Here is a 14,510-nt window from a genome sequence, read left to right as displayed (position 1 = left end):
TCATCATGAGCGTGCCCTCCTCCTCCCCGCAGGCAGCCGATCGCGACGAGCTGCAGCGAGTCATCGACAAGTTCGTCGACTCAGGTTTCGTCGGGGTCCAGCTGCGCGTCCACGACGAGCAGGGTGACTGGACGGGCGTCGCCGGGCGTCGGTCCCTGGACGACAGCACCCCGCCCCCGCCCGACGGGCACGTCCGGATCGGTAGCAACACCAAGGCCTTCGCCGCGACCGTCGCCCTGGCCCTGGTGGGCGAAGGCCTGCTCGAGCTGGACGCGCCGGTGCACGACCGCCTGCCCGAGCTGGAGCTGGACCAGCGCATCACGCTGCGGATGCTGCTCCAGCACACCAGCGGCGTCTTCAACTTCACCGGCGAGTACTACGAGGACGGCACGTTCGTGCCGGGTATCCCCGCCACGACGTCCGGCAAGGAATGGGTGGACAACCGGTTCCAGTCCTACGCGCCGGAGGAGCTCGTCGGGGTCGCGCTCTCCAACCCTGCACGGTTCGAGCCGGGCACGGACTGGAGCTACTCCAACACCAACTATGTACTGGTCCGGCTGCTGATCGAGCGGGTCACCGGCCGTTCGCTCGCCGAGGAGATGCACCGGCTGATCCTTGGACCGCTCAGCCTGAGCGGAACTGTGGTGCCGGGTACCTCGAAGGAGATCCCCGCACCGCACTCCCATGCCTACTACCGGTACGACGACAGCGGCGAGGAGAAGACGACGGACGTCACTCGCCACAACCCGTCCTGGATCGCCACCGGCGGCGACATGATCTCGACGCCCCAGGACCTGCACACGTTCATCTCCGCGCTCGTGAGCGGAGAGCTGCTGCCCGATCGCCTGCTCGCCGAGATGTGCACACCGCACCCCAAGGCGGGCTACGGCCTCGGTGTGTTCGTCCAGCCGACAGGCGACGGCGGCACCGTGATCACCCACAACGGCGGCATCGCGGGCCACGCGGCCCTGATGTACAGCACGCCGGACGGCAGCCGCACGGTGACCGCGGCAGTGAACTACGTGGACGACGCCGCGCTGTCGATGAGCGTCGCCTTCCAGGAGGCGACCCAGGTGCTCGTCCGGACGGTCTTCGAGGCAAGGAACGCGGCCTGACCGACTGACCGACTGACCGATTGTTTGACTAGCCGGCCGCCCGGCGCGCGGCCGCACCGCCCCGGCGGGCGTCTGCCCAGCGATCTGGCCCGAGATCACGTGTTTTCCGGGCCGGATCGCTGGGTAGACGCGCGTCAGAGCTCGGCACGTCCCACGGCACCTCCTCGTCCGGGCGGGCGGGTGAGTTCTGCTGCGGCACGTCCGAACCGGTTCGACGTCTCACCTGGCAAAACGCTAGTTTCGAACGTCGTACGAGGCAACTGTCCAAAAAGTGCGATCTTGCGGTCCACGGAATGGTGTGGTTAGAGTCGAACCGGTTCGCAACGGAAGCGGGCCGGCCCGAGCGGCGACGCCGGGCACGCGCACAACGCAGAGCGCGTGCAGCACGCAAGCACGACAGCAGACGGAAGCACGAGCAGCAACGCAAGGAGACAAAGTGGCCACCATCGGGGATGTCGCCCAGGCAGCAGGGGTGTCGCGCAGCACGGCGTCGTACGCGCTGTCGGGCAAGCGCGCGATCTCGGCGGACGTGCGCCGGCGCGTCGAGGACGCCGTCCGGCAGCTCGGCTACACGCCGAACGCCGGGGCGCGAGCGCTCGCCACGTCGCAGACGATGGTGATCGGGCTGCTCGCCCAGTTCCTCGAGGACGAGTTCGCCCCCGCGATGCTCCAGTACATGCTGGGCGTCTCGAACACGGCCCGCGAGCTGGGTTACGACATCCTGCTGGTGTCCGACGCCGACGGCACGCGCGCCCTGCGCCGCATCACGGACTCGCGCATGGTCGACGGCATAGTGCTGCTCAACGTGGCCGAGCGGGACGAGCGACTGCCGATCCTGCGGTCCGCCGCGCAGCCGGGGGCGCTGGTGGGCCTGCCCGCCGACTGCAGCGGCGTGGACGTCTTCGACCTCGACTTCGAGGAGGCGGGCCGGCTCATGGTGGACCACCTCCACCGTCTCGGGCACCGCGAGGTCGCCCTGGTGTCGCAGCCGGAGCACGTGATCGAACGCGGCGGCGCCTACGTGTGGCGCCTGCAGAACGCCGCCCTCGAGGCGGCCACCGCGCGCGGCATCACGCTGCACACCGTGTCCGGGTCGTCGCGCCAGCCCGACGTCGGCCGGGACCTGAACGCCCTGCTCGACGCCCGGCCCGGTGTCACCGGACTGCTGATCAACAACGAGGCCGCGGCGGCGGCGCTGCCGACCGTCCTGCACGACCGTGGGCTGACGGCGCCCAGCGACCTGTCCGTCGTCGGGCGGTACTCGGACGAGTTCGCCCGCACCTTCTCCCTGCCGTACTCCTCGATCGAGAGCGCCCCCGACCGGCTCGGCCGCATGGCCGTGCGGCAGCTCGTGCGCCGCATCGAGGGCGAGGTGGCAGCCGACGAGCCGCACGTCGTGCGGTTCGTGACCCCCGAGCTGGTCGACCGCGGCAGCACCGGCGTGCCGCGCGCGGCCTGACCGACCCCCCCCGCAGCCGGACACAGCACCCCAGCCGCACAGAGCACCCCCAGCCGGCCGACGACGCAGTCGGTCCGGAACAGTTCAAGGAGGAACCATGCACCACCCGAGGCGCAAGCCCACCACCCTCGCGGCGGTCGCCGCGCTCGCCCTGGTCGGCGTGCTCGGCGCCTGCTCGTCGGGCGCAGCCGCCGGTGAGTCCGGCGGCGACGCCAGCACCTACACCTGGTGGGACCCGTACCCCCAGCACGACGACGCGTCGGACTGGGCGGGTCGTGTCCAGGCCTGCGGCGAGGAGGCCGGGGTCACCATCGAGCGCACGGCCTACGACACCACGGCGCTGACCAACCAGGCGCTGCTCGCCGCGCAGGAGGGCACGTCCCCCGACGTCATCCTGCTCGACAACCCGGCGGTCTCCACCCTCTCGGACACCGGCATGCTGACCACGGTCGACGAGCTCGGCCTGGACACCTCTGCCATCGACGAGAACCTGCTCGCGGCAGGCGTCGTCGGCGGGGAGACGTACGGCATCCCGATCGGCGCCAACACGCTGTCGCTCTACTACAACGCGGACATCCTGACGGACGCGGGCGTCGACCCGGCCTCGGTCACCGACTGGGACTCGCTCACGGCGGCCCTGAAGGCCGTCACGGGCAACGGGGACAAGGGCATCACCTTTGCCGGCATCGGCACGGAGGAGGGCTCGTTCCAGTTCCTGCCCTGGTTCTGGGGCGCCGGCGCCGACCTGCGTGACCTCGACTCGCCCGAGGCCGTCGCGGCGCTCGAGCTGTGGACGGGCTGGCTCGAGGAGGGCTACGCGCCCAACTCGGTGATCAACAACTCCCAGAACACGACGTGGGAGGAGTTCCTCACCGGAGACTTCGGCTTCGCCGTGAACGGCACCTGGCAGGTCGACAGCGCCGCGGGCGCCGACTTCGAGACCGGCGTGGTCCAGCTTCCCGGGCGCGACGGCGGCGTCGCGCAGGCCCCGACGGGCGGTGAGTTCATCCTGGCCCCCGTGCAGGAGGACACGGAGCGCTACGACGTCACCCGCCAGATCGTCGAGTGCATGACGACGCCGGAGGGCTTCGTCGAGACGGCGAACACGTTCGCCTACTACGTCCCGCCGACGGCGGACGGCCAGGCGGCGCTCGTCGAGGAGAAGCCGGAGCTCGAGCCCTGGGTCGAGGCAGTGCGCAACGCCAAGGGCCGCACGAGCGACGACCTCGGCGCCGACTACCCGGTGATCTCCGAGGCGCTGTGGACCGCGGTGCAGAACGCGCTGTCCGGCGCGGCGACGGCGCAGGAGGCGCTGGAGACCGCCCAGGCGGATGCCGAAACCGGCACCAGCTGACCCGGACGAGCTGAGCCGGACGAGCTGACCCGGACGAGCTGACCCGGACGAGCTGAGCCACTGTCAGCCCAGCGCCCGTGTCAGACGCACGGGTCACCGGAACGACCTGTGCGTCTGACGCGCCGAACTCATGAAGGAATCCCCGTGATGACCACCACCGAGGCCACGGCCACGGCGGGAGCGCCCCCGGGCGTCGGCCCCGGAGCAGGCCGGGTACCGGCACCCCGGCGCCGCCGCGGCCCCGCGGCCTCCCAGTGGGCCGCCGCCGGCTTCGCCACGCCGCTGCTCGTCTACCTGATCCTCTTCTACGCCTACCCGCTCGTGCGCAACATCGATCTCAGCGTCCACGACTACACGATCCGCGCGTTCGTCCAGGGCAACGCCGAGTTCGTCGGGTTCGAGAAGTACGCAGAGGTGTTCAGCTCGGCGACGTTCCCGACGGCGCTGTGGAACACCGCGGTCTTCACCGTCGTCTCGATCGTCTTCCAGTACGCGACAGGCCTGGCGCTCGCGGTGTTCTTCCGGTCCGGGTTCCGCTTGTCCGGTCTGCTGCGCGCGATGTTCCTCGTGCCGTGGCTGCTGCCGCTCATCGTGTCCGCCTCGACGTGGGCGTGGATGCTGAACAGCGACAACGGCATCGTGAACTCGGTGCTGGCGGCTTTCGGCGTGGGGCAGATCAACTGGCTCACCTCGCCGGGCACCGCGCTGCTCTCGGTGACGATCGCGAACATCTGGCTCGGCATCCCGTTCAACCTCGTGATCCTGTACTCGGGGCTGCAGAACATCCCTGGCGAGGTGTACGAGGCGGCGTCGCTCGACGGCGCCGGCCCGTGGAAGCAGTTCTGGAGCATCACGTTCCCGCTGCTGCGCCCGGTGTCCGCCATCACGATCCTGCTCGGGTTGATCTACACGCTCAAGGTCGTGGACGTCATCTGGATCATGACCACCGGCGGACCCGGCGACGCGTCGACGACGCTCGCCATCTGGTCCTACCGGGAGGCGTTCGGGACGGGCCAGCCGGACTTCTCGCCGGCCGCGGCGGTGGGCAACCTGCTGATCCTGATCGCCCTGGTCTTCGGGTTCCTGCACCTCCAGCTCCAGCGACGACAGGAGGACTCATGACCAGCCTCGGCACGACGGGGACGACCCCGACCAGGAGCACGCCGGGCAAGCCCTGGTGGAAGACCGCCCTCGGCCTCGTCCTCACCGCGTTCATGCTGTTCCCCGTCTACTGGATGGTGAACGTCTCCCTGACGCAGACCAGCGACCTGCGGGCCGACCCACCGCACTGGTTCCCCTGGGACCCGACGTTCGAGGGGTACACGGCGGTGTTCCAGCAGCAGCTCCCGGCCCTCGGGACGAGCCTGCTCGTGGGGCTCGGCTGCGTGGTGCTCACCGTGGTGATCGCCGCGCCCGCCGGGTACGCGCTGGCGCTGCTGAACCTCCGCGGCGGCCGCACCCTGAACTTCCTGCTGCTGGTCGCGCAGATGATCCCGGCAGTGGTCATGGCGATGGGGTTCTACGCGGTCTACAACAGCCTCGGCCTGCTCAACACCCTCGGTGGCCTGATCATCGCCGACTCGACGGTCGCTGTGCCGTTCGGCGTGCTGCTCTACACGGCGTTCATGTCCGGCATCCCGCGCGAGCTGCTGCAGGCCGCCCGGGTCGACGGCGCGAGCGCCTGGCGCACCTTCCGCTCGATAGTGCTGCCGGTGAGTCGCAACTCGACGCTCACGGTCTCGCTGTTCGCGTTCCTGTGGGCGTGGTCGGACTTCATCTTCGCCTCGACCCTGAACCGCAACGGCGAGCTCATCCCGATCACGCTCGGCATCTACAACTACATCGGCAACAACACGACGCAGTGGAACGCCATCATGGCGACCGCCGTCGTCGCCTCGGTGCCCGCCGCGATCCTGCTCGTCGTGGCTCAGCGCTACGTGGCGGCGGGCGTCACCGCCGGCGCCGTCAAGGACTGACGAAGGAACCTCGTGACACATCACCTCTCGACGCCGACGGCGTCCCCGGTCGCGCCCCGCGGCCCGCGCCGCGGGCTCGGCGTCGGCGAGCTGCGGCTCGACGGCGGCTTCTGGGGCGTGCTCCAGGAGACGAACGCGCGGGCCACGCTGCGGCACTGCCTCGACTGGATGGAGGAGCTCGGCTGGTTCGGCAACTTCGACCGCGTCGCCGAGGGCGCCACCGGCGGGGACCGGCCGGGCTGGCAGTTCTCGGACTCCGAGGTCTACAAGCTGCTGGAGGCGCTGGCCTGGGAGTACGGCCGCACCGGTGACGCGGGCTTCGACGAGCTGCTGCGCAAGGTCGTCGACCGGGTGGCGGCCGCGCAGGACGAGGACGGGTACCTGAACACCTGCTTCGGGCACACGAGGCAGGCCGGGCGGTACACCGACCTGTCGTCCGGTCATGAGCTGTACTGCACCGGCCACCTGCTGCAGGCGGCGGTCGCCCGCGTGCGGACGGCCGGGCGGACGGCGGGCGGGGACGCCCTGGTGGAGATCGCCCGCCGCGCCGCCGACCACGTGTGCCGCGAGTTCGGCGCCGACGGGCGGGGCAGCGACGGGCGGGACAGCGACGGACGGGACAGCGACGAACGGGCCGGCATCTGCGGTCACCCCGAGATCGAGGTCGGCCTCGCCGAGCTCGGCCGCGCGCTCGACGAGCCCCGGTACACCGAGCAGGCGCGGATCTTCGTCGAGCGCCGCGGGCACGGCACCCTGGCGCCGACAGCGCTGCTCAGCCCGGCGTACTTCCAGGACGACGTGCCGGTACGCGACGCCGACGTCTGGCGCGGGCACGCGGTACGCGCTCTCTACCTCGCGGCCGGGGCGGTCGACGTCGCGGTGGACACCGCCGACGACGACCTCCGCGCCGCCGTCGAACGGCAGTGGACACGCTCCGTGGAGCGGCGGACCTACCTGACCGGCGGCATGGGGTCGCGGCACCAGGACGAGGGTTTCGGCGACGACTGGGAGCTGCCGCCCGACCGCGCGTACTGCGAGACCTGCGCCGGCGTCGCCTCCGTCATGGTCTCCTGGCGCCTCCTGCTGGCCACCGGCGACGTGCGCTACGCCGACCTCATCGAGCGCACCCTCTACAACGTCGTGGCGACCTCGCCCCGCGCGGACGGGCGCGCATTCTTCTACGCGAACCCGCTGCAGCAGCGCGAGCCCGGGGCCGACGTGCGGCCCGACGCGGTCAACCCCCGTGCGGAGGGCGGCGTGCGGGCGCCGTGGTTCGACGTGTCGTGCTGCCCCACCAACGTGGCGCGCACCCTCGCCTCGTGGCAGGCGTACGCGGCGTTCGTCGAGGAGTCGCCCGCAGGCTCGCCCGCAGGCGCACCGGACGGTGCACCGGACGGCGGAGCCGTCGTGACCCTCACCCAGTACGCGGCGGGCGACCTCCGGGTCGTGCTCGGCGACGGCGGCGAGCTCGCCCTGCGGGTGACCACCGAGTACCCGCACGACGGCCGCATCCGCGTCGAGGTCACCGCCGTCCCCGAGCGGCCCGTCACGCTGCGGCTGCGCGTACCGCACTGGGCCGACGGCGCCACGCTCACCGGCCCGGACGGCCCGGCCGTCGCCGTCGGACCGGGGTGGGCGACAACAGGTGCCCTCGCGGCGGGTGACGTCGTGATGCTCGACCTGCCCGTCGGCCCGCGTCTGACCTGGCCCGATCCCCGGGTCGACGCCGTACGCGGGACCGTCGCCGTCGAACGCGGCCCGCTCGTGCTGGCGCTGGAGTCGGTGGACCTGCCCGACGGCGTCGCGCTCGACCAGGTACGGCTCGACCCCGCCGTCGCGCCCCGGGCGCACGGGGACGGCGCCGTCGTCAGCACGCGTGCGCTCTCGCTGCCGGGCGGTGGGACGGGTACGCCGCCGTTCGCCCCCGGAAGCACCGGAGAGCCGAGAGGTCTCGGCAGTACCGGGACCGACGGCGTGCCGGCCGGGCTGGACCTGCCGCTCGTGCCCTATCACCGCTGGGCGGAGCGCGGCCCGTCGACGATGCGCGTGTTCATCCCCACGACCCCGTCCGAGGAGACCCGATGACCGACCTCCCCATGCCGGCCCCCCCGCCGGTCCCCACGCCGGTCCTCGCCGACCTGCCCGTCCGCGCGGTCGGCACACGCCTGACCTGGCGGGGCGGCGGCGAGACGCTGGTCGTCGAGCCGTGGGGCCGCGACAGCGTGCGGGTGCGCGCGACGGTCCTCGGCGACGTCGAGGACACCGACTGGGCGCTGCTGCCGCCCGGCCCGGCAGCGCACGAGGACGCCCGGGTCGAGGTCAGGGCCGACGGCGCGACGCTGGTGAACGGCGCCATCCGGGTGGAGCTCACCGCCTCGTCCGGGTTCCACGAGATCGTCGGCTACGAGGTGTCGCACTGCGAGCTGGCCTTCTACGACGCCGACGGCCGGCTGCTGCTGCGCGAGATCGACCGCGGCGGCTCGCTGCAGCTGCGCGCCCGGAACTTCCGCCCGCGCCTCGGCGACGACGGGCACACGCTCACGGCGTCGTTCGAGTCAGACCCGGACGAGAAGCTGTACGGGATGGGGCAGTACCAGCAGCACGTGCTGGACCTCAAGGGCTCCACGTTCGAGCTGGCGCACCGCAACTCGCAGGCGAGCGTGCCGTTCGTGATGTCGAGCGGCGGGTACGGGTTCCTCTGGCACGACCCGGCGATCGGGCGCGCGACGTTCGCGCGCAACCGCGCCGAGTGGCACGCCGAGTCCACGAAGCAGCTCGACTACTGGGTGACCGCCGGGCGCACGCCCGCGCAGATCTCCCGCGCCTACGCCGACGCCACCGGGCACGCCCCGATGATGCCCGAGCGCGGGCTCGGGTTCTGGCAGTGCAAGCTGCGGTACTGGAACCAGGAGCAGCTCCTGGAGGTGGCGCGCGAGCACCGCCGCAGGGGGCTGCCGCTGGACGTCATCGTCGCGGACTTCTTCCACTGGCCGAAGATGGGCGACTACCGGTTCGAGGAGGAGTTCTGGCCGGACCCTTCGGCGATGGTCGCAGAGCTGAAGGAGCTCGGCGCCGAGCTCATGGTCTCGGTCTGGCCGCAGGTCTCCCTGGAGTCGGAGAACGACTCGTACCTGCGACGGAACAACCTGCTCGTCCGCGCGGACCGCGGGATCGACGTCCAGATGGCGTTCCAGGGGCCCAGCACGTTCCTCGACGTGACCAACCCCGAGACGCGGCGCTGGCTCTGGGAGACGTGCCGGCGCAACTACGGCGAGCACGGCATCCGCACCTTCTGGCTGGACGAGGCCGAGCCCGAGTACGGCGTCTACGACTACGACGCCTACCGGTACCACCTCGGCCCCGCCCTGCGCGTGGGCAACGTCTACCCGCAGGCGTTCGCACGCGCCTTCTACGAGGGCCAGCGTGCCGACGGCGGGACCGACGACGAGAACGAGGTCGTCAACCTGGTCCGCTGCGTGTGGGCGGGCAGCCAGCGCTACGGGGCGCTGGCGTGGTCGGGCGACATCTCCTCGACGTTCGAGGACCTCGCCCGCCAGGTCACCGCGGGCATCCACATGGGAGTCGCGGGGATCCCGTGGTTCACCACGGACATCGGCGGGTTCCACCGGGGCGACGTCACCGACCCGGCCTTCCACGAGCTGCTCGTGCGCTGGTTCCAGCTCGGCGCCTTCAGCCCGGTCATGCGGCTGCACGGCGACCGGCTGCCGCGCGAGGACGTCGTCGCGGCGGACGGCTCGCCGCGCCTGCCCTCCGGCGGCCCCAACGAGCTGTGGAGCTTCGGCGAGGAGGTCTACGGCGTGCTGGAACGCTACGTCCACCTGCGCGAGACCTTGCGCGACTACGTCCGCGACGCCATGCGCGCCGCGCACACCGACGGCCAGCCCGTGATGCGCGGCCTGTTCCACGACTTCCCCGACGACGCGCGGGCCTGGGACGTCGACGACCAGTTCCTGCTGGGCCCGGACGTCCTCGTCGCGCCCGTCCTGACCGCCGGCGCCCGCGAGCGCGACGTCTACCTGCCCGCGGGCGCGCGCTGGACCGATGCCGCCACCGGCGTGGTGCACGACGGCGGGGGGACGGTGCGCGCGGACGCCCCGCTCGACGTCGTGCCCGTGTTCCTGCGCGACGGCGCGCTGCCCCAGGTGGTCGGCCGTACGACGGGCCGAGTCGCTCCTGGCACGCCTGTTGTCGGGGCGTCGATGGCGGGTCCGGGTGCTGCTGGGCCAACCACTTCTGGGCCAACCACTTCTGGGCCAACCACTGCGGGGGCGGCCTAGGTGCGCCCGGTGCGGCCCGGCCAGGGGCTCGTTCCGCGAGGCCGGCCTTCCCGCGCGAGGTCGGCCCGTGCATCGAGATCGGTCCAGCGCTGGACCGATCTCGATGCGACCTGCCGAACCCGCGGGCGGCCCGCAGCGGACTGCCGACCTCGGGACTCTCCTTCCGTCGGGCTGAGCACTGTCGAACCGGTTCGACCGATCTCAAGGAGCTGATCCAGCAACCGGCCGATCTCGAAGACGCAGGCCACCTGGCCGATCCCCGTTCCACCCACGATCCCCGTTCCACCACGATGAGAAGGAAGGCACTCAACGATGAGCACGACACCTTCAAGCAGTAGCGGAGCCCCCGCGCGCGGGCCCGCCCGGCGCAGATCCCTGCGCACCGCGGTCGCGGCCCTCGCGACGCTGGCCCTCGCCGGCAGCACGGCCGGCGCGGCGCTCGCGGCTCCGGTCACCGCGACCACTGGCACGACGGCGCGGACGGCCGAGCAGGAGCTGCCCGCGCCGCACCTGCACTACACGATGGACGACGTCGCCGGCGACGTCGTGCCCGATGCGTCGGGGAACGGGCTGGACGGTGCGATCTCCGGTACCACGAGCCCGGTCGACGCCGAGGGCGGCGGCACCGCGCTCGACCTGCCCGGTGGGGCGGACGGCGGGTACGTGACGATCCCGCGTGCCGCCCTGGAGGGCGCCACGGACCTCACCGTGTCGGCGCGCGTCCGCTGGGACGGCGCCGGCGGGGCGTGGCAGCGGGTCTTCGACCTCGGCACGGACTCGACGCGCTACCTGTTCGCCACGCCGTCGAACGGTGACGGGCGCCTGCGTACCGCCCTGACCACGAACGGCGGTGGCGGCGAGGCGCAGGTCGGTGGGTACGGCCCGCTGCGTGCCGAGGACTGGGTGACGCTCACGGTCACGCTCGACACGGCGGCCGACGAGCTCACCACCTATCTCGACGGTGTGGCCGTCGGCTCGGCTCCGTCCGCCGTGGCAGCCGGTGACCTGCTCACGGATGCCGCGCAGTCGGCCGGCTACCTCGGCAAGTCGTTCTACCCTGACCCGCTCCTGGACGGCGCGATCGACGACTTCCGCCTGTACCAGGCCGCGCTGAGCGCCGAGCAGGTGGCGCAGCTCGTGGAACAGAGGCCAGACATGGTGGAGCTGACGAAGGACACCTTCGAGGTGCGCACGACGGTCGCGGCCGCGCCCGACCTTCCCGAGGCGGTGCGTGCCTCCTACACCGACGGCTACGACCGCGCGGTGCCGGTGGTCTGGGACGAGATCGACCCGGCGCAGTACGCGCAGCCGGGCGAGCTCACCGTCTCGGGTCACGCCGCCGGCACGCCGGTGACCGCCGTCATCACGGTGCACAGGGGTGAGCTGCGGGTCGACCTCGGCTCGGCGACCGGGGCGTTCCACGGCGGCGCGTCCGGCACGCTGTACGGGCTCTACGGCGACGGGCTGCCGAGCGACAACCTCATCGAGGGGATGGGGATCCGGACCGTCTCGACCAAGGCGCAGGACGGGCCCCAGCACCCGGGCGCCGACGCGCTCGAGGTCGTCCGGCCGCTCGCCGACGCCACCGACGGCGACGTCTACATCTACATGACCGACATCCACCGCGGCTTCCCGTACGAGTGGCCGGGCGACACACCGCAGGAGAAGCTCGACACCTTCGTGGACAAGATCGCCACGCAGGTCGACCAGGTGCTGGAGATGCCTGCCGAGTACCAGGACAACGTCGTCTTCGTCCCGTTCAACGAGCCCGAGGGCAACATGTTCGGGACCGGGCAGTGGAGCTACGACGGCACGTCGTGGCTCGACGACCCGACGGACTACCTCGCCGCCTGGGACCGGGTCCACGCGGTCATCAAGGACCGGATGCCCGGGGCGCGCATCGCCGGGCCGAACACCAGCATCCTCTACGGCCAGGTCAAGGGCTACCTCGAGCACACCGTCGAGGCAGGGACGGTCCCGGACGTGATGACCTGGCACGAGCTGTCCCACCCGGAGAAGATCCGCGAGTCGGTGGCCACCTACCGCGGCTGGGAGGCCGACGTCTTCGCCGGTACCGAGCACGAGGGCACCGAGCTGCCGGTCAACATCAACGAGTACGCGTTCAACTACCACACGTCGGTGCCGGGGCAGATGATCCAGTGGATCTCGGCGATCGAGGACTCCAAGGTCGACGCCGACATCGCGTACTGGAACATCGACGGCAACCTCTCCGACTCCGCGGTCCAGTCCGACCGCGGCAACGGGCAGTGGTGGCTGTTCAACGCGTACGCCCAGATGAGCGGGCACACCGTCGAGGTGACGCCGCCGTTCCCCGGCGAGAACTACACGCTGCAGGGTGTCGCCACCCTGGACACCGAGCGGGCTATGGCGCGCACCATCGTCGGCGGGTCCGACGGTGCCGCCCCGGTCGAGCTCGTGAACGTCCCGGAGGACGTCTTCGGCGACGACGTCCGCGTCACCGTGCGCGAGATCCCCTGGACCGGCCAGCTCGGGGACTCCGCCCAGCCGCGCCACCTCGCCGAGACCACGATGCCGGTGACCGACGGGAAGGTCGTCGTCGAGTTCGACGGCGAGTCGCTGCCGCTCCTGCGGGAGTCGTCGGCCTACGAGATCGTCGTGACGCCCGCGGGCGTCGGCGAGGCCACCAGCACGGCCCCGACGACCTGGGAGGGCAGCTACGAGGCGGAGGACGCCACCCACACCGGCTCTGGCTACAGCCTGAACGGCCCGGAGGGCTCGCCGGCCGACGTGGGCAAGTTCTACACCTCCGGCGGGTACGACGTCAGCGGCCTGCGCACCGGCTCCGACCTCGTCCTGGACTTCGAGGTCACGGTGCCGCAGGACGGCACCTACGACCTGTCGGTCTTCGCCAACAGCCAGAACACCTTCGAGGCCGTGGCGGAGCAGGGCCCGACCAACGTGTTCGTGCGGGTCGACGACGACGCGGAGCAGGAGCTCCACCTGCCGCTCGGCTACAAGTGGGTGGTCTGGGACCACGCCGACACGACCGTCGACCTCACGGCGGGCACGCACACCATCTCGCTCGCCGCACGCAGCCTCGACGGCAGCGGCGCCACGCAGGGCGACGCGATCGTCGACCGCATCACCCTGGCCCTGCCCGGCCCGGATGCCGAGACGTCCGTGTACGAGGCCGAGCACGCGACGCTCGACGGCGGGCGGGCGCTGTACGAGGCGCCCGACGGTGTCGACCCGGCCGAGGTCTCCGGCGCCGGCGGCGTCGAGCTGGCCGAGGGCGAGACCGCCACGTTCTGGCTCTACGGGGCGACCGACGGGGAAGCGACGCTCAGCGTCGACACCCTCGGCGGTGCCAGCGGTGCCAGCGGCACGCTCGCGGTGAACGGCCGCGACGTCCTCGACCTCGCACCGAGCCGGGCGGCGCGGACCCACGAGGTGGCCGCACACCTGTCCGGAGGCGTGAACAAGGTGGTCGTGACCGGCGGCGCCGACGGCGTCGTCGTCGACCGGCTGACGACGTCCCCCGGGTCCGGGGCGCTCGCGGCGGCGGAGTACCAGGCCGAGGACGCCGAGCTCGCGGGTTCCGCCGCGGTGTCCGGCTTCTCCCTCGCCGAGGGCGGCAAGGCAGTGACCGACGTCGGGGGAGAGCCCGGCAACGGCAACACCCTGACGTTCCGGGTGGACACCGACCGGACCGGACCGCACGCCGTCGTCCTGCGGTACTCGAACCCGGAGCAGTCGCCCGCGTCGCACTACAACCCGGACCCGATCGCCCGGCGGGCGGACATCTCGGTGAACGGGGGCGAGTCGGCCCCTGTGCTCTTCCCGCACTCGTTCCACGAGAACAGCTTCTGGGAGAAGACCGTCGTGCTCGACCTCGAGAAGGGCGAGAACACCATCACGCTGAGCTCGCAGGAGGCGCCGAACTTCGACGGCAGCACCTTCGCGTCGGACGTCTGGCCGGACTTCCCGCTGCGGTCGCGCTGGGCACCGGTCGTCGACCGGATCACCGTGTCGCCGCTGGCGGCGGCGCAGCGGGCCGAGGCCGTCAAGACCACCGTGGAGGGCGTCTGCCGAGGGCCGCGTGCCTTCCTGGTCGTCAGCACCAAGAACGTCACGGGCGAGCGGCTCGACGTGCGGGTGTCGGGCGAGCTCGGGAACCGTTCGACCGAGCACCTGGCGCCGGGCCGCACCTGGCGCCAGACCTTCCCAGCGCGCTCGTCGGCGCTGGCGGCCGGATCCGTCACGGTCACGGCGGCCGGCGTCACGACGGAGCACACCTACCCGCCGGTGGACTGCGACTGACCCGAG

Annotated in this window: 8 protein-coding genes; all 8 read left to right on the top strand. The window is 71.8% G+C overall.

The annotated features are described in order from the left end of the window. Positions 1–5: 5 nt before the first annotated feature. The 8 genes from APR04_RS05330 to APR04_RS05295 all read left to right on the top strand — a co-directional run bounded on the left by APR04_RS05330 (position 6) and on the right by APR04_RS05295 (position 14,504). Positions 6–1,115, top strand: coding sequence for a serine hydrolase domain-containing protein (locus tag APR04_RS05330; protein ID WP_253868359.1), 1,110 nt, complete (start codon positions 6–8; stop codon positions 1,113–1,115). A gap of 436 nt (positions 1,116–1,551) precedes the next feature. Then, entirely contained in the window at positions 1,552–2,574 is a 1,023-nt protein-coding gene (locus APR04_RS05325; RefSeq protein WP_253868358.1) for a LacI family DNA-binding transcriptional regulator, read from the top strand. 97 nt (positions 2,575–2,671) lie between these two features. Further along, the gene (locus APR04_RS05320) at positions 2,672–3,928 is read left to right on the top strand and encodes a sugar ABC transporter substrate-binding protein (protein ID WP_253868357.1); all 1,257 of its coding nucleotides are present in this window, start codon (positions 2,672–2,674) and stop codon (positions 3,926–3,928) included. Positions 3,929–4,075: 147 nt separating this feature from the next. Continuing rightward, positions 4,076–5,050: a carbohydrate ABC transporter permease gene (locus tag APR04_RS05315; protein ID WP_253868356.1), complete on the top strand. Its 975-nt coding sequence runs from the start codon at positions 4,076–4,078 to the stop codon at positions 5,048–5,050. Next, positions 5,047–5,904, top strand: coding sequence for a carbohydrate ABC transporter permease (locus tag APR04_RS05310; RefSeq protein ID WP_253868355.1), 858 nt, complete (start codon positions 5,047–5,049; stop codon positions 5,902–5,904). Before APR04_RS05315 ends, APR04_RS05310 begins: the two co-directional genes overlap by 4 nt. A gap of 12 nt (positions 5,905–5,916) precedes the next feature. Continuing rightward, a complete protein-coding gene (locus tag APR04_RS05305) occupies positions 5,917–7,989 on the top strand; it encodes a glycoside hydrolase family 127 protein (protein WP_253868354.1) in 2,073 nt (690 codons plus the stop codon). Beyond that, a complete protein-coding gene (locus APR04_RS05300; RefSeq protein WP_253868353.1) occupies positions 7,986–10,202 on the top strand; it encodes a glycoside hydrolase family 31 protein in 2,217 nt (738 codons plus the stop codon). Before APR04_RS05305 ends, APR04_RS05300 begins: the two co-directional genes overlap by 4 nt. A 312-nt stretch (positions 10,203–10,514) precedes the next feature. Continuing rightward, positions 10,515–14,504 (top strand): LamG-like jellyroll fold domain-containing protein, encoded by a 3,990-nt coding sequence (locus APR04_RS05295; RefSeq protein ID WP_253868352.1) that lies wholly within the window; start codon positions 10,515–10,517, stop codon positions 14,502–14,504. Positions 14,505–14,510 lie beyond the last annotated feature (6 nt).

Source organism: Promicromonospora umidemergens, assembly GCF_024171995.1.
GTDB lineage: Bacteria > Actinomycetota > Actinomycetes > Actinomycetales > Cellulomonadaceae > Promicromonospora > Promicromonospora umidemergens.
This window is presented reverse-complemented; position numbering and strand designations above follow the sequence as displayed.